General features: G+C 52.2%; 10 protein-coding genes. 3 read left to right on the top strand and 7 right to left on the bottom strand.

From position 1 onward, the window contains the following. Nucleotides 1-76: 76 nt before the first annotated feature. Both J7619_RS11390 and J7619_RS11385 read right to left on the bottom strand, forming a co-directional pair. On the bottom strand, nucleotides 77-1,081 hold the full coding sequence (locus tag J7619_RS11390) for an ankyrin repeat domain-containing protein (RefSeq protein WP_291198052.1): 1,005 nt from the start codon (nucleotides 1,079-1,081) through the stop codon (nucleotides 77-79). A gap of 4 nt (nucleotides 1,082-1,085) precedes the next feature. Beyond that, the gene (locus J7619_RS11385) at nucleotides 1,086-1,790 is read right to left on the bottom strand and encodes a DKNYY domain-containing protein (protein WP_291198050.1); all 705 of its coding nucleotides are present in this window, start codon (nucleotides 1,788-1,790) and stop codon (nucleotides 1,086-1,088) included. Between the two features lie 284 nt (nucleotides 1,791-2,074). On the opposite strand from J7619_RS11385, the gene J7619_RS11380 reads away from it, so the two are divergent. The 3 genes from J7619_RS11380 (at nucleotide 2,075) to J7619_RS11370 (ending at nucleotide 6,920) form a co-directional block, all read left to right on the top strand. Then, nucleotides 2,075-5,683: a two-component regulator propeller domain-containing protein gene (locus J7619_RS11380; RefSeq protein ID WP_291198048.1), complete on the top strand. Its 3,609-nt coding sequence runs from the start codon at nucleotides 2,075-2,077 to the stop codon at nucleotides 5,681-5,683. 3 nt (nucleotides 5,684-5,686) lie between these two features. Continuing rightward, on the top strand, nucleotides 5,687-6,451 hold the full coding sequence (locus tag J7619_RS11375; protein WP_291198046.1) for a LytTR family DNA-binding domain-containing protein: 765 nt from the start codon (nucleotides 5,687-5,689) through the stop codon (nucleotides 6,449-6,451). A 76-nt stretch (nucleotides 6,452-6,527) separates the two neighbouring features. Then, nucleotides 6,528-6,920, top strand: coding sequence for a hypothetical protein (locus tag J7619_RS11370; protein WP_291198044.1), 393 nt, complete (start codon nucleotides 6,528-6,530; stop codon nucleotides 6,918-6,920). 2 nt (nucleotides 6,921-6,922) lie between these two features. Here the strand turns inward: J7619_RS11370 and J7619_RS11365 are convergent, their stop codons facing one another. The 5 genes from J7619_RS11365 to J7619_RS11345 all read right to left on the bottom strand — a co-directional run bounded on the left by J7619_RS11365 (nucleotide 6,923) and on the right by J7619_RS11345 (nucleotide 16,415). Then, nucleotides 6,923-8,578 (bottom strand): glycoside hydrolase 43 family protein, encoded by a 1,656-nt coding sequence (locus J7619_RS11365; RefSeq protein WP_291198042.1) that lies wholly within the window; start codon nucleotides 8,576-8,578, stop codon nucleotides 6,923-6,925. Further along, a complete protein-coding gene (locus J7619_RS11360) occupies nucleotides 8,565-10,253 on the bottom strand; it encodes a glycoside hydrolase family 28 protein (RefSeq protein ID WP_291198040.1) in 1,689 nt (562 codons plus the stop codon). Before J7619_RS11360 ends, J7619_RS11365 begins: the two co-directional genes overlap by 14 nt. Nucleotides 10,254-10,276: 23 nt before the next feature. After that, nucleotides 10,277-11,923: a RagB/SusD family nutrient uptake outer membrane protein gene (locus tag J7619_RS11355; protein WP_291198038.1), complete on the bottom strand. Its 1,647-nt coding sequence runs from the start codon at nucleotides 11,921-11,923 to the stop codon at nucleotides 10,277-10,279. Nucleotides 11,924-11,944: 21 nt separating this feature from the next. Further along, a complete protein-coding gene (locus J7619_RS11350; protein WP_291198036.1) occupies nucleotides 11,945-15,244 on the bottom strand; it encodes a TonB-dependent receptor in 3,300 nt (1,099 codons plus the stop codon). A gap of 130 nt (nucleotides 15,245-15,374) precedes the next feature. After that, nucleotides 15,375-16,415: a FecR family protein gene (locus tag J7619_RS11345; RefSeq protein WP_291198034.1), complete on the bottom strand. Its 1,041-nt coding sequence runs from the start codon at nucleotides 16,413-16,415 to the stop codon at nucleotides 15,375-15,377. Between the last annotated feature and the right edge of the window lie 245 nt (nucleotides 16,416-16,660).

The following is a 16,660-nucleotide window of genomic DNA, read 5'->3' as shown; positions in this document are numbered from 1 at the left end:
CCGACCATCGACCGCCGACCATTGTTTAGTCCGTGCACCTGACGATAAGCTACGGTCCATGGTCTATGGTCGGCGGTCAGCGGCCGGTAGTCTGCAATCGTTCCACTATCGCCCGAACGGCCTCGAAATCGGCCAGCGCCTGCTTGTTTTCGGGATAGAAACTGTCGCCCTGTTCAATAAAAGTTTGTAGAGAGATGCCGTCCGGCGTGGTATAACGCGGGTCGGCACCTTTTTCGATAAGCATCCTGCATACGCCCCAGTATTGCCGTTCGGCGGCATAGAGCAGCACCGACATTTTTTCATGATCCCCATCCCACGGCATGATGGCATTCGGGTCGGCACCGTGGTCCAGCAATGCTTTTACGCAAGCATAGGCGCCATAAGAAGTTGCCAATGCTTCGAAGACGATGGGAACTACATCACGTTTGCCGCTGCCGTAGTCGGTCACCCTTGCATTAGCGTCCGCACCATGTTCCAGTAAGAGGCGAAGTACCGGTGCGTTTCCACTCGTAGCGGGCGAGAAATGAATCTTCTCGACGTCGGGGTCGTCACTTTTAATGCTCACGCCTGCCTGTAACAGCGCGCGAATGGACTCCAGGCGTCGTTCACCGTCGTTGTTGACTGAACCGGCATTTGCGACGGCCATTTCAAGGAGCGGATAGCCGTAAGCATTATCCCACAGCCGTGGCTGTACTTCTGCGATGTATTTTTTCAATTGATCCGGCTTGGCATTAAAAATGGCGACGGCCATCCTGTCCCTCTCCTTGTCTTCAAAAAGCGGTTTTGCTTCAATCCAGTTTGTAATGCCCCTCTTGAAATTGCTGATGGAGGATCCGAACGCCACCCAAAAAACCGGCACCACAATGATTACGAATGCGGTGTATTTGCTCCAATTAAATGGAAGCAGATTGAGCGTGGACAACAGGACCAGCAGAATGATTGCCACGTAGTAAATTGCCCTTCCCATTCCCGAAGCGGCATCCCCGCCTTTGGTAGGGAACAGCGTTTCGGCCATTACAAGAAGGAACAGCAGGGCAATTACCACCGAGTTGACGATGGTGACGATTTTCAGATAGTTCATATTTTTATCCAAAAGCTGGCTGGAATTGCATCATTGCCCGGAATACCGGTTGTCCGGAATTACTTTGAAAGTCATCTCCGTTAAATCGGTAAACCTGGTAACGATCGGTGAAAACACCATTTCCTGCATAGTCGAAAGTGTCGATGTCGGCGACCCGATAACCTTTGCCGTTTACAAAAACCTTGCTGTGATCCTTGTAGAATGAAGTTTTCTGCCATTTGCCGATGTACCTGAAATGATTGGCCGCTTCGGAAATGACCTGGTCGTCGAAGTAAACACGTTGGCTATCCTTGCTCAGACGCTCGTCCAGACATTTGAAATTCCGGGCATCGGAGGACATCAGCTCATTGGCCTTGAAAACGTGCCTGTCGTCCCGACCGAGATCGGCTCCTAATATCTGAAAGTAAACCGGGTCGGCCCCGGGAATGCTTTTGCCCCGGAAATAGACTTTTTCGAAATCGCGGGCGTATAGCGACGGATCCGATTGCCCTACTGGGCCGGCTGTCAGGATCTGAAAGGTCCTGGCGTGCGCATCGGGGATCAGCGATTTGCTGCCATCTTTTCCTCTGTAAAAAACCAGTTTGTTTTCGATTTCATACACGTCAAAAGACGAAGAGGGAACGAAAGATTCGGTAGCAGGGCGGAGCAGGAAGAGGCTTGCGACGACGAGAGTCAGACTTACGCTGGTTATCAGAAGCAGGATCAGCATAGCAGTATAGGATGAGGTTGAGTGTGATTAGGATTATTTTTCATGGCGTTGGGAATAGAGCCGCAAAAGTGCATATCGGGATAGGCAACGTCCAGTTTTAATGATGCAACGGTAACTATTGACTATTTACCGGTAAATCGATGATTATTCGGTATCTCAAAAAACGCCATTTCTGCGATTTTGAGGCAGTTGGGGGGCTTTACCGATAAATAAATCAGATAGTACAGTTGTATAGAATTGACGTATTTGGCTTCGAGATCGCACATATTGGACGCGAATCGTCAATGAAAATCCTGTCGGCAGTGATGCTCTTCCTCAAAAAGCTGGTTCGTGCATTAACCCTTGTAAGTCTGTGCTTGTTTGGCGGACAACTGGGGGCGCAGACGCTGTTTCAGAACATCAGGTGGCAGGACGGGCTGAGTGCCAAGCAAATCAGATGTTTGTATAAAGATTCCTCGGGCTTCCTCTGGATCGGCACCTCTGCCGGGCTGGACCGTTACGACGGAGCGGTCGTGCAGCGGTTTCATGATACGAATGGCGGGCAGAAGCATTTTGTGAATGCCATTTTGCCTTTTGGAGGTGAAGACACGCTGATAATCGGGCTGCGGAGAGGCATATTGCTATTCGATAAGAAAACAGGCCGGTTTTCGCGGGATCCGAGGTTTGAATCGCTCGCGCAAAGTTATATCGTGAGCATACGTGCAGACGGGCAGCGACGCATATGGATAGGCACGTCCGATGGACTTTACCTGTACGACCATCAAAAGCTGAAACCGCTGACGGAGGTATTCCCTGAGGCCAGAAAGTTCGGCTTTACGCGTTTTCAACTCACTTTTATGGTCTATGATTCGTCGCGGCGCGGATTGTGGGTGGGAGGGAACAGGCCTTTTTTTGTCGATTGTAAATCCAATCGGGTTTATTTTAAAGGTAATAACCCGCTGAAAAGTCCGCTACTCGAATCGGAGCACGTCAACGCCATTGCACTCGACCGCCGCGGCAATGTATGGTATGGCTGCGATACCGAACCAACGCTGAACTACTGGGACTATCGGACCGGCAAGCTGGACAAGTATTTCGAGCTGGATGGTAAGCAGATCGGCGAGGGGTGTAACTTCATTTTTATCGATCGGCAGGACAGGGTTTGGGTTTCCACCTGGCTATTTGCGGCGTTCCTGAAAGAACCGGGGCAGCCGTTTCGGAAGTTGGAGTATAGCCAGGACCAGGCTTACACCATCGCCTATGGCCATTTTCGGGATGCCATTTCCGATGCGCAGGGCAACGTGTGGCTGGGTACGATCAACGGTGTAAGTAAAACACTGCCTAAAAACCCCATCGAGGCCATTTATAAGTTGCCCAGTTTCCATTTTTTCCTGGAAACGAGTTTTGCCCACGCCAACTCCATCACCGTCGAGGGGAAGACGATCATCGCCTGCAAGGAGGACGGCGTTGTGTTCTACAATACAGCTGACCGGACCTATCAGAAATACCTTACTCCGAGTAAAAGGCTGCGGAATAACCGTTCTGTGATGACTGCCAAGGTAGGTGATACCTGGTGGTTTGCGGGATTCGACGGTATCTACTCGCTCGCACCGGGTCAATCTGTTTTACAACGTTTCGATCAGATGAAGAAAGGGTTGACGTCATATCAGGCGCCCTTTGTTTTCGTGGATAAACAGGGGAATATCTGGTTCGAAATCGACGGGGACGCTTTCTACCGCTACAACCCCGTCACCCGGATTTGTACCCGATTCGATGGTACAGATCCGAAATACGGGCTGTTCAAATTTGCCAATTCGCAGGCGTTTGTCCTGCTTTCCAATGGCGACATCCTTTTTTCGATAGAAGGCAAAGGGCTATTGCGTTACAATCATGCGACCGCGCATTTCACTCAGTTGAATTCGCCTGCTATCGCCGACGAATTTATATATGCGATGCGCCAAAGCAGGACGGGCGACATCTGGGCTGCTTCAACATCCGTCGGGTTAATGAAAATTGACACCAATGGGCAGGTTATCAAGACTATTAGTAGCAAAGATGGTTTGCCGTATGATCAGGTTTCTTCATTGGACATCGACGATAATGGCGTAGTGTGGGCGGCTACGCGTGAAGGACTGGCCGCGTATGATCCTGCCAGTAATAATGTCAGTAAGGTGGAACTCGACCTGGGTAAAACCTTGCAGGACTACTGGAATTACGTAACCGTGGCGGGCGGTAAAATCTACGCTGTCATGCTCGATCACGTCGTAGTAATCAATCCGCGGCATTTTGCTTCCGTTCCAGTGCAAAAGCCGCCTGCCATTACTTCCGTGAAAATTTTCGGCCAAGAGCGGATCCGCGACCTCCAAGGTGATTTGCTGGAATTGAAACCGGACGAGTCATTTGTCGCGTTTCAATATGCCTCACTCAGTCACCGCGATATTCCTTCGCTCCAATACAGCTATCAGCTCGTGGGGCTGGACGACGATTGGGTGGCAGCCGGGCGTAATATTACGGCATCCTACACCAGTCTGCTTCCCGGCGACTATGTTTTTAAGGTGAGAAGTACCGATGAAAATGGCCGGTGGATGAAGGCGGCTGAAACGCTAAGGATCCGCGTGCTGCCTCACTGGTGGCAGACCTGGTGGTTCCTGATCGCATGCACGCTGGCCATCATGGCTATTCTGTACTGGATTTACAGTGTTTATACCAGAAGGCAACGGAAAAAGGACCTAGACGACACGATCGAGTACTTTGCCAACAGCGTCTACGGCGACAACTCCGTGAACGAAATATGCTGGGACATTGCCCGCAACTGCATTTCCAAACTGCATTTCGAAGATTGCGTAGTGTACCTGCTGGATAAAGAGAGTGGTAAGCTGATCCAGAAGGCGGCCTACGGACCAAAAAGCCCTAAGGAATATGAAATCCTTAACCCGATTGAAATACCGGTGGGTGAAGGCATTGTAGGCGCCGCGGCGGCTACCGGCATGCCTCAGATCATCAGCGATACTTCAAAAGACCCGCGCTACATTATCGACGACCAGGCAAGAGCGTCGGAACTGGCTGTCCCGATCCTGCATGAAGGGCAGGTGATCGGCGTTATCGACTCCGAACATCCGCGCAGGAACTTCTATAACCACAACCACGTCCGCGTAATCTCGACAATCGCTGCCATCAGCGCCAACAAGATTACCGAGGCAATGGCCCGCGCGCAGGCCGAGCGGCAGGAGATTATGTTGCTGCGGATCAACAAAATGCTCGCAGAAAGTCAGTTGATGGCCCTGCGCGCGCAGATGAACCCGCATTTCATTTTCAACTGCCTTAATAGCATCCAGGAATGTATTGTCACTAAAAAATACGCCGAGGCAAGTAAATACCTCAACAAATTTGCCAAGTTGTTCAGGCTGGTGCTGAACAATTCGGGCAGGAACCTGATCACGATCGCCGAGGAGCGGGATGTTCTTGAACTCTACCTCGAACTCGAACTGCTCCGGTTCGGGCAGGGATTTACGTATTCCATTGAAGTGGATCCCGAGCTGGAAGATGACTACGTACGGCTGCCTTCGATGCTGCTCCAACCTTTTGTGGAGAACGGCTTATGGCACGGACTAATGCACAAAGAAGGCGAAAGGCATATGAACATCCGGTTTTTCCTGATCGGCCCCGAACAGTTTGCCTGCGAAATCGAGGACAACGGGATAGGCCGGAAAAAGTCCGCGGAAATCAGGCAAAATTCCTCGCGTACCCGGGAACACGAATCGCGCGGAATACGTATCTGTGAAGACCGGATCGATGTCCTTGCCCGCCAGGGCAACCATGCCAGCCTGGAAGTGATCGACCGGTACGATGCCGCCGGCAATGCAACCGGGACGCTTGTCAGAATAGAATTATCCACCTACTTATATCAGACTTAGACGATGATCAAAGCACTTATTGTTGACGACGAGCCGAAATCAAGAAACGTGCTGGCGCATTACATTGAAACCTATGTGGAAGAGATACGCGAAGTGAAGCAGGCTGAATCCGTGGATAATGCGCTTGAAATACTCAAAACGTTCCGTCCGAATATTGTTTTTCTCGATGTGGAAATGCCCGGTAAGAACGGCTTCGACTTCCTCCGGGCTTTGAAGGAGCCGGCTTTCGAAGTCATATTTACAACGGCGTATAACCAGTATGCGGTACAGGCGATCCGGTTCAGCGCGCTGGATTACCTGCTCAAACCGGTCGATCCGGATGAGCTGCGATCGGCGGTGGACCGGTTCCTGAAAAAGCAGAATGTGCATCAGAACCCCGTGCTGTTCGATAACCTCGTGCGCAACATCGCACACAAGCGGGCGAGCGAGTTCCGGCTTGCGGTACCCTATCAGGATGGGGTGTCGTTCTTTACGCTTGATCAGATCGTTCGCTTGCAGGGAGAGGGTAACTATACCAATATCTTCATCAAAAGCCGTAAGCCTGTCCTGGCGAGCAAAACTTTGAAATATTATGAAGAAATGCTGACAGAATTCGGATTTATCCGGACGCACAAATCACATTTGGTCAACCCGAAATTTATTGCAAAACTCATGGCCGACCACGATTTGGTAGAACTACTGGACGGCAGCCGCGTAGAAATATCAAGGCGGAAGAAAGAGGAAGTCCTTTTACAATTGCCCCTCGGGAACCAGCCACTCGATAAGTGAAAATGTCCGTTAAATCACTATTGTAGTTCTTTGGAACATTGCGCCTTTTCTTTGAAGCCATCGAATTCTATTGGCTATGGAGACATTGGCGATACGTGCAGGGCAATTGTTGCTCATTTTATTACTGGCATTTCTGATTATCGGAGGGCTTTGGTTCGTGCGGCGGTTCCGTCGCACGATGTTGTTACTGGGTGGCAAAAATATCCGCGACGGACAGGTCGCCGACGCGGTGGTGCTGCTTTCGGAAGAACATCGCGGGTCCTATCTTCAGGGGGAAACTTACTACACCTTCCAGGTGCATGTGAAACCGGCCCGGGGCCGCAATTTTGTAACAGAGGTACACGTATTGCGGGAACAACTCACCCGCATACCCCAGGCCGGGGACCGCGTTTCCGTCAAGTATAACTACTCGGGGCGCAAGCCCACGGTGATCTTAAACCTCGATAGCATCGGCAAGCCCGGCATTTAGTATTATCTGGTGATCCTAAACCAGTCATAATCTGCATATCCCGAATCGTTCGTCTGCGTTTCCCGCGTGCAAAACAGCCCCACTTTCGCGCCGATCCATCTGCCCACTTCTGCCTGGAATATTTCACCGGTCATGTTGAAGTGGGTACCATCTTCACTGAACCCAAACTCGCACTTACCACCTTTACTCACCTTAACGCGGAGATGCAGGTCGGTTTCAGGTTTGAATTCCATCAAAACGCGCTCAGTTTCCGGTTTTCCGTCAGATGCCTTCGGGCATACCGCGTAAACCAGTTCCGTTTTGTTTTTTCCGCTCCGCAGGTAAATGCCCGCATAGCTTTGCCCCATAATCATGAGCCCCGTCTTTTCGTTTGTCAGATTAGTATTGGGACTAAACCGCAATTTGGTAGTAACTGTAAATTCCTCGGCCGGAAACTTTTGCAGGAGGACATTGGGCACGTCCCACAGGTTCCGGGTTTGCTCTTGCGTTTTGTAAGAATATAGTCTTAGAAAACCTGCCGCCGGCATGGCCCAGGTACCTTTGGGGTTGGCCTGCCATTGCCATTGTTTTCCCAAAGCAGGTGTTTCGAATTCGTCGGATTCCGGCGGGGTTGCGAGCGTGTATTTTTTTGTGGTTAATGGTTTTGTGTAGGTCAAAACAGGGTCGCCAATACCGTCGCCGTCAGGGTCGGTGCCGATCACCGGCCAGTCGTTCACCCATTTCATCGGCTGCAAATGCACCACTCGGCCATATTCGTTTTTATCCTGAAAATGCAGGAACCAGTCTTCCGATCGGCCGTTAACAGGGTTGGTCGTAACCCATGCACCCTGGTGCGGGCCGTTAACGCCCGATTTCCCTTCCGCCATGACCACTTTCCGCTCGTAAGGCCCGTATACATTTTTGGATCTTAGCACAATCTGCCAGCCCGTAGCGACACCGCCCGCTGGCGCGAAAATGTAGTAGTAGCCATTTTGTTTGTAAAACTTCGGACCTTCAACGGTCGGGTCGATCTTGTGCCCGTCGTACACGAGCACGCCTGCGTCGGTCACTTTGGTACCTTCCGCATTCATTTTCTTGACGGTGATTACGCTTTTGATGCCCGCGCGGCTGCCTGCCCACCCGTGCACGAGATATACCTGGCCGTCGTCGTCCCAAAGCGGGCAAGGGTCAATGAGCCCTTTACCCCCCTCCACGAGTACCGGCTCAGTCCAGGGACCTGCGGCGTTTTTGGCTTTGATTACATAAATGCCAAAATCCGGGTCAGGATAGTAAATATAAAACTCACCCTGGTGAAAGCGGATCGCGGGAGCCCACACGCCGTTTCCGTGCTGTGTTTTCTCGAAATGCTCGACAGGCACCTGCCGGGGTAATGCGTGGCCGATCAACGTCCAGTTGACAAGGTCTCTGGAATGCAGAATGGGCAAGCCGGGGATTGCATCGAAGCTGGATGCGGTCATGTAATAATCCTCGCCGACGCGGCAGGCGTCCGGATCGGAGTAATCGGCGTGGAGGATCGGGTTTTTGTAGCGACCATCCTGCAAATCGGCGACCCAGGTGGCCGAAACGGAAGTTTGAGGTTTAGAAACTGTTTTATGCTGTGCAAACGCGGAGGTCGCGAGCAATGCGCCGATGACCCAATAATGATTATTTACCTTCATGAATAACCAGGCTCTTGTCCTGTGCTCCCTTTGAAAATTCCTTTACTTTTTTCGCTTTCGAAGCATCTGTATGCGCGATACTGATGTTCTGGCTGCGTTCGCCGGTCACTGAAATGAGCGTCTCGGCGAGGTCGTTGTATTGAAGCTTGTCGAACGCGATATTGGACGCATTGTCGGTGAAAATGACTGGTTTGGAATGCTTCGTGATCAGTTTTACATTCTTGAAGCTGATTTTATCGGCATCGATGAGTTCGACGCCGGTTTCAGCCGAAAGCACCATATTCTCCATCACAATGTTCCGTACCGGCATTTCGGGTAAGCCCCGCACGAAAACGCCTTTGGTAGCACCATTACATACGATATTTTCAAAAACCATATCCTTGAAAACCGGCGTTCCTTCATTGACGACCGGGCGCATATCCCGCTCGCCGTCCGTCGCGAACTTGACAAAGTAGTAGAGATCAAAGAAGATCGCTTCCTGGCGAATATCCTTCATATTGATATTCCGGGCATAGATCTTCTCCACCACGCCGCCGCGCCCACGTACTGATTTGAAACGCAGTCCTTTATCGGTGCCCATGAATGTGCATTGCTCCACGAAAATGTTCCGCGCACCGCCGCTCATTTCACTGCCCACCACAAACCCGCCATGGCCCTGGTACACGATATTGTTGCGGATAATGCCGTTTTCGGTCGGTATGCCGCGTTTGCGGCCTTCTTCGTCCTTACCGGATTTGATGCAGATCGCATCGTCGCCCACGTCGAGCACGCAGCCTTCGATCAGGAAGTTTTTGCAGGATTCGATGTCCATACCATCTCCGTTATGCGCGTATTCGGGGTTCTTGACGCGCACATTGCGGGTAGTCAGGTCCTGAACCATGAGCGGATGCAGGCACCAGGCGGCTGAATTCTGAAACGTTATGCCTTCGAGCAGAACCTTTTTACAGTTGTTGAAAACCACCAGATTGGGCCTCAGGAAGTCTTTGATATCTGCGAAATCCGCCGGTTTTTTGCCGCCGGTGAGTAGCATACTCTTGTTTTCTACGCTGGCTTTTTTGAATTGTTCGCTGGGGTACCAGGTCTTACCGTCGTCTTTGAGCACCCCGCCAGAAGCGATCTTTTCTTTCCATTGCGGCTCGGTGAGCTGGGTTTTGTGCACGGCCCGCCAAACATCGCCATTTCCGTCGACAATGCCTTTGCCGGTAATAGCCACGTTTTCAAGGTCTTTTCCCGAAATGGGCGATTCGTTCCGGGCTGCCGCTTTTCCTTCATAAAAACCCTCGGTGAGAGCATATTGCGACTTGTCCGTCGTGAAAAGCAGCAGGGAGCCTTCCTGCAAATGCAGGTTTACATTGCTTTTTAGTACCACGGGGCCCGTTATCCACAACCCCGCAGGTATCAGCACAACCCCGCCGCCTTTTTGGCTGCAACTCTCGATGGCCTGGTTAATGGCTTTGGTATTCAGCGTATGGCCGTCGGGTACCGCGCCGAATGTGGTAATGCGGACAGTGTCCTTGCGGAAAAGCGGCTGCTGGATCGTCGGCAAATTCGACCAGCTGTACGATTCCTGTGCGGATACATCGCTTGTAGATGCGCCGTAGCACGCCAACGCGGTGGCGAGTACCGCAATTCGCGTTTTGTAAGTCATAGCAAAAAGTGCCTTCCTGCTTTTCACGGCAGAAAGGTGTTTAAAATGAATTATTGATAACCGGCATTCTGTTTGAACTCGTTTTTGTTCACCACCGCATCCAGCTGCGTCTGCGGGATAGGGCGGACAACATGGTGCTCCTGGATATTGACGGCATTATCCGGCGCATATTTCTTGATACGTTCTACAAGCTTGCCCGTACGTTTCAGGTCAAACCAGCGCAATTGCTCGCCTGCGAGCTCCCGCGCACGCTCGTCGAGGATGAAGTCCAGCGTAATGTCCGACGCTTTCACCTGCATAGCCGCCGTTTTACCAGGTTTTGCGGCGCGGGTGCGCACCACGTTCAGATACCCGGCGGCAGCGGCCAGGTCACCCGTTTGCATAGCGGCCTCGGCAGCAATGAGGTACACCTCCGCCAGCCTGATCACGAACACATCACGCGCGCTCTGGGCCTCGTTCAGGCTGGCGCGGGTAGGGTCCATAAATTTGGAAAGGGTAGGATAACGCAGATTATCTTTTACAGTGCCGTCGGCGAGGTAAATATCACTGCGGTCGTAAGTCTGGTATTTTTTGGAAGCCTCGACGGCGTCCGCAATGTCGAGTTTCGTGCAATACACAGCAGTATCCCCTTTGGCAATACCAGCGGGCAAGGTCGCCGAATTGGCATACCATGATTCCATGAAACTACCTTCATAACGTGCATCATCGGCGGAGAAAAGATCGAGCAGGAAGCGGGTGGGCATGTACCGGTTGAATGGGCGGCCGTTCGTAATGTCGCGGGTCATGCCCGGGCGGTCGTCGTATTTCATCAGGAAAAGCAAGTGCGCATTGTTGCTGCCGCGGCTGTGTCCATACGGATTAAATGTCGAGTTGGCCAGGTCGTTCAATGCGAGGTTCGCCGAGTAATCCACGGTGTAAATCACCTCCTTGGATTTCAGGTTGCTCATCTTCCAGAGATCGGCATAGTTTGCTTCCAGTTTGTAGCCGTAGTTGCCATCCAAAACTGCTTTGGCCATTTCCTGTGCCTCTTTGTTCATGCCCCGGGTGAGGTACATTCTCGCCAGAAACGCCTGCGCCGCCCCTTTGGTAACCCGGCCGTACTGCGGCTGGGCGGCGGGCAGGTTGTTGACGGCAATTTGGAGGTCTTCGAAAATCTGGTTGTAAAATGTCTCCACAGGCGTTTTGTTGGCTGTGGTCACAATACCATTGGTTTCGGTAGTCGTGAAATGCACGCCGCCCCAGGTTTCGACAATGTGCCAATAGTAAAACGCCCGTAAAAAGCGCAGCTCGCCCTCGCGTACGGGACGTAATGCAGCCGAAAGACCGGCCTGCTCGATGCGGTTGATGCCGCCGTTGCAGAGGTTAATGGCCGCATAAAACTCCCGCCACTCATTGGTAAGGGCTGCATTGCTGCCCTGGAGGTTCAGGTATTGGGTCAAATCGCGGTACACTTCGCCTGCACCGCTGGTCCAGATGTCGGTACCGGTTTCGGCGATATTGTAGCCTTCTTCTTTACCGTACCACCAGCGCTGGTAGGAATAGGCGGCATTCACGAGCGTTTCGAAACCTTCGGGCGTAGTGTAAACGGTTTCGGAAGTAAGGCCCGAAGGGTTGTATTCTTCCAGCGTATTTTCACAGGCAAACAGCCCCATAAGGGAAACCGCTATAAACCCTGTTTTCAATAGTTTTGATCTCATTGTCTTGACTGGTTTAAGGGATTACAGGTTCACATTCAGGCCAAAAATGAACAGTTTCGTCATCGGGAAGTTCTCCGATCCGCCGCGTTCGGGGTCGTAGTCGAGTTTGGTGAATGTCGCCAGGTTCTTGGCAGTTGCGTAAATGCGCAGGCCGCGGATGATCTTCCAGTTGAACTTCTCGACTGGAAGGTTGTACGCGAGTGTCACGTTACGGATGCGCGCATAAGATGCATTGCGGTAACCCAATGTAGACAGGTATTTCAACCCCGCATTCTTGTTTGGCCGGGGGTATTCGTTGGTCGGGTTTTCAGGCGTCCAGTAGTCAAGGCTCGCGGTGCTGTTACCCACGCCCTGTTGATCGAAACGCGCGTAGCGGTCGGAGTTGATCATCGACCCGATCCTCGCGTAAATCATGAAATTCAGGTCAAAACCTTTGTATTTAAGGGTATTATCCAGCCCCCCGCTCCATTTCGGGCGTGGCGTTCCCAGGATCACCCGGTCGTTCACGGCGTCGATCTTGCCATCGCCATTCTGGTCTTTTACTTTAATTTCTCCCGGTAACTGCGTGGGCGACATGGCTTTGGCCTGTTCCGCCTCCGAAGTTTGCCAGATGCCCAGTTTCTCGTAATCGTAGAATACGCTGATCGGGCTGCCGATGAACCAGCCATTGCCGATATCGTTGCCTTCGGTCACGAGTTCGGTGATCTGTTCCTTGTTTTTCGTAAACGTGAGGCTCGAATTCCAGGTAAAATCGGAAGTGCGGATGTTGGTACTACCCAACACGACTTCCATACCACGGTTGCGTGTTTTACCGATATTCTGCTTGACGGTGGTTACGCCGGTCGTCGGAGGCAGACCGCGGTCGAGAAGCAGATCGGATGTGCGGGTATCGTAGTAATCGATCGAACCATTGATCCGGCCATCGAACAAGCCGAAGTCAAGGCCCAGGTTTTGCGTAGCCGAGAGTTCCCAGCCCAGGGCGGCATTACCGACATTGCGGGAGAAGGTGTAGGCCGGGTAAGCCACTTCATCAAAGCCAAATGCAATGCGGGTAAGCGTGGTTTGCGTCGCGTACGGCCCCGACGGGTCGTTCCCCGCGATACCGTAGCTCACACGGAGTTTCAGGTCGCTGAGTTTCTTGACATTCTTCATGAAACTTTCGTCGATGATCCGCCACGCAAATGCAGCCGACGGGAAGAACGTCCATTTGTTGCCTGGCGCGAGTTTGGAAGAACCATCCTTACGGGCAGTCAATGTGAGCAGATAGCGGTCTTTGAAACCGTAGTTCACACGTGCGGCAAATGATACGAGGTTGTTTTTGGAATAGGCTGAATTGATTTTGATCTCTTCCGTAGCGCTGCCTAACGAATAGAACAGCTGCGAAGGAATCAACTGGTTAACGCCGGATGCAGACGCATTGTCCGACACGGTGGCCAGCGAGCTGCCGATTCCCGTAAAGGTGAAACTATGTTGTTCAAATGCCTTTTGATAGGTCACCACATTCTCCCAGTTGATCGTCCTGCCATTGGAAACATTGTAGGTAGCCAATGACTTCCCGGTCAAGGAGCGGTCGATGGACTTGGGTGATGAATAGGCGCCGTTGCGCGTATTGGAAAGGTTCGCGCCGAGGGTGCTGCGGATTGTCAGGCCTTTCAATGGGGTGATCTCGACGTAGCCGTTCGTCAGCGTGCGGGTGGTCAGGATATTATTGTTAAAAACGCCCGGCTGCTCGTCGGACAGCGGGTTGGCAGTCTGGCCGTCGAGCATGATAAAGTTGAAATTGCCATGCTCGTCGTACAGCGAGCCAAGCGGACTGATCTTGTTGGCCTGGTTCAACGGGTCGCGACGGACACTTTGGTTGTAATAGGTCAGCTGGCTTTGCAAACCGATCTTCATCCAGTCGGTAAGGGTGTAATCCACATTGAGGCGCGCGGTGTAGCGCTTCATTTCGTCCAGTTTCAGGATTCCTTTTTCATTAAAATAATCCACTGAAACGTAAGATTTCAATTTTTCAGAACCACCGCGAAAGCCCAGCTGATAGTTCTGCTGGAAGCCGGGATGAATGAGTTCTCTCTGATAATCGGTCCAAACGCCTTTCTGCAACGCATCGTATTCGGCCACATTGGTAAAGATCGCCGGATCGTCGGCCGGGGTATTCCAAACGCCGGCTGCACGCCAGGCTTCACGTTTGAAATCACGGAACTCGGTGATGTTCATCGCACGCGGGTACATCGTCACTTGCGAAACACCTGCATAAGAATTGAAGGAAATGTCCGGACGCCCGCTCTTACCTTTCTTGGTGGTAATCAAAATAACCCCGTTCGCACCGCGCGAGCCGTAAATCGCAATCGAAGAAGCATCTTTCAAAACCTCCATCGATTCGATGTCGTTCGAGTTGATATCGGCCAGATCACCATATTGCACACCGTCCACAATAATGAGCGGCGAGTTGTTTCCACCTATCGAACGGTTACCGCGAATGGTGATATTCACGCCCGCACCCGCCTGGCCGCTGCTCCGCGTGATATCCGCGCCCGCGATCTTGCCCTGCACGGCGTCGAGGACGTTGTTGGAGGGTACCTGTTTCAGTTGCTCGCTTTTAAGCTGCACCACCGATCCGGTAAGGTCGCGCTTGCGCACCGCGCCGTAACCGATCACGACTACCTCTTCCAATGCACTCACATCCGGTTTCAACGAAATGTTGAATACCGTTTGTGAGCCCAGTGCCACATCCCGGCTTTGGTAACCCACAAACGAGAAGGTCAGTATGGCCGTCGCATCGTCGGGAACGTGCAGACTGAACTTGCCCTGGCCGTCGGTGGTAGTACCACGGTTGGTGCCTTTCAGGATCACGCTTACGCCCGGCAGCACCGCATTCTTTTCGTCGGTCAGCACACCGGTTACGGTCCGGTCGATGGCCTGTGACTTCACCGGCGCGGTCGACTCTTCACGGGCAGCGTTTTCCAGTACAATTTGTCCACCTACGACCCGGTAGGTCAGGTTCAGCGGGGTAAGCAGCTCGTCGAGTACCGTGTCCAGCCGTTTTTTATTTACCTCCACACTCACATTCCTCGCCACATTCACGCGTTCCGAACTGTAAACAATGCGTGCTTTGGTCTGTTTTTCAATGCTGCTGATCACCTTTTCGAAGCGCTGGTTCTGGAATTTCAGCGTCACGAGTTTTGACATTATTTCCTGCTGATCGGCCGCCAGTACGGGCTGGCAAGCCAGTAATGCTGCTACCACAACCCATAGCAACAGATTTCCGGCCCTGTTCACGCGCCGGCAGGCCCTGAAAAGTAAAGGTTCCGTTTTTTTCATACCTTTAAATGTTTTATTAAATGGAGATTTGATAAAATGAAGCTCCGGAAAGGCACGATTCGCTGTCGGCCTCGCAGGATTTGCTGGCGCTGGCCCATGTTCGCTGCATGGCCAGCGTTTTCGTTTGGGACTATGTTTGCATAAAACTGGGTTTACGTGTTCGAAAAGCGTGTGTACCGCGCATTTTGCAACCCGGACCATCGATGCGGATCGCCGAGCCGCGGACTTTGTATTTGGCACCTAATGCGGCGCAGATGATGTCCAGCTGCGTGTAAAGAGGTTGTCCGCTCAGGTCGGCCGTCAGCGGACAGTTCATAATCTGGCTGTTTTCGACCTCCACATCTACGCCCCACGCTTCGCGCATGTGCTGCGCGACCTGCGCAAGTGGCGCATTATGAAAGCGGAAAGAGACGTGGGCGTTCAGTAATCGCGGGCGTTCCGCCAGCCCTGCCGAGAATTTACCTGATTTGCGATCGAATGTCGCGGTATGGTTGGGGCTCACGAGCATATCGACGGCTTCTTCGTTGCCGCGTTCGCTGTACACCGAAACGAGGCCCGTAACCACTTCCACCTTCGTCTGACCGCCATTTGCGGCCGTGCTTACATGGAAGCTCGTGCCTAACACCCTCGTCGTAACACCGCCGGAATGCACATAAAAAGGTTTTTTGGGGTTCTTGCGAATGCTGAAAAAGCCATTTCCCTTTAATACCACCTCTCGTTTACTTCCCTCGAATCGGCTGGGGTAACGCAGCGAACTGCCGGGGCGGAGCTCTACCACGCTGCTGTCTTCCAGCATCACAGGCAGAATGGTATTGCCGTTGTTGCGCTTTTCTTCCCAGGTATAGGCCGTAAGCGGCACATGGCGGTCGAAGATCTTTCCCGCAAAAAACCAGCCGATCAGCAGGAGTGAGGCGGCCATGCCGGCCCATCGGACGTAAACGGATCGAAAGGGGTTTTTGCCGTCACGATCGTGGAGGTCGGGAAGGTGGGCTTTTTCCTGCATGCCGGCCCACACCCGCTCTTCGACACCGTTGAGATCTTCTTCCGAAAACTCGCCGGCATTTTCATTTTCAAGAAGTGCAAACCAATGCTCCACCAGTTGTTTTTCCTGCTCGGTGCACCGGCCTTCCTGATATTTCTTCAATAATGCTGCGAATTGTTCCCGGTTCATGGCCGATGGTGGGCTACTTGCTTTTTAATGAGTAGTCAACGGCCGTGGTGATGATCCGCAAAACTTTTTAGATATTATTGAAAAAATTATATTGAAAAAGTTCTTCGCTTGAAATAATCTTTCTTTTGTGCAGTACTGCGCTGAGGGGGCGCTGGCGCGAAGGTCACCTTCGTAACCCGCTATTTGGAGGCCTCCGGCCGGCCGATGCAGCAGCAACACGCATCATGGCCCGGCTGGAGGCCTCC

This window comes from Dyadobacter sp., assembly GCF_017744695.1.
GTDB lineage: Bacteria > Bacteroidota > Bacteroidia > Cytophagales > Spirosomataceae > Dyadobacter.
The sequence above is the reverse complement of the archived record's forward strand: the minus strand, read 5'-3'. Positions and strand labels throughout refer to the sequence as shown.

Bases quoted from the DNA above. Each gene is read 5' to 3' on its own strand.
- J7619_RS11390 (WP_291198052.1), bottom strand. From the start codon at position 1,081: ATGAACTATCTGAAAATCGTCACCATCGTCAACTCGGTGGTAATTGCC.
- J7619_RS11385 (WP_291198050.1), bottom strand. From the start codon at position 1,790: ATGCTGATCCTGCTTCTGATAACCAGCGTAAGTCTGACTCTCGTCGTC.
- J7619_RS11380 (WP_291198048.1), top strand. From the start codon at position 2,075: ATGAAAATCCTGTCGGCAGTGATGCTCTTCCTCAAAAAGCTGGTTCGT.
- J7619_RS11375 (WP_291198046.1), top strand. From the start codon at position 5,687: ATGATCAAAGCACTTATTGTTGACGACGAGCCGAAATCAAGAAACGTG.
- J7619_RS11370 (WP_291198044.1), top strand. From the start codon at position 6,528: ATGGAGACATTGGCGATACGTGCAGGGCAATTGTTGCTCATTTTATTA.
- J7619_RS11365 (WP_291198042.1), bottom strand. From the start codon at position 8,578: ATGAAGGTAAATAATCATTATTGGGTCATCGGCGCATTGCTCGCGACC.
- J7619_RS11355 (WP_291198038.1), bottom strand. From the start codon at position 11,923: ATGAGATCAAAACTATTGAAAACAGGGTTTATAGCGGTTTCCCTTATG.
- J7619_RS11350 (WP_291198036.1), bottom strand. From the start codon at position 15,244: ATGAAAAAAACGGAACCTTTACTTTTCAGGGCCTGCCGGCGCGTGAAC.
- J7619_RS11345 (WP_291198034.1), bottom strand. From the start codon at position 16,415: ATGAACCGGGAACAATTCGCAGCATTATTGAAGAAATATCAGGAAGGC.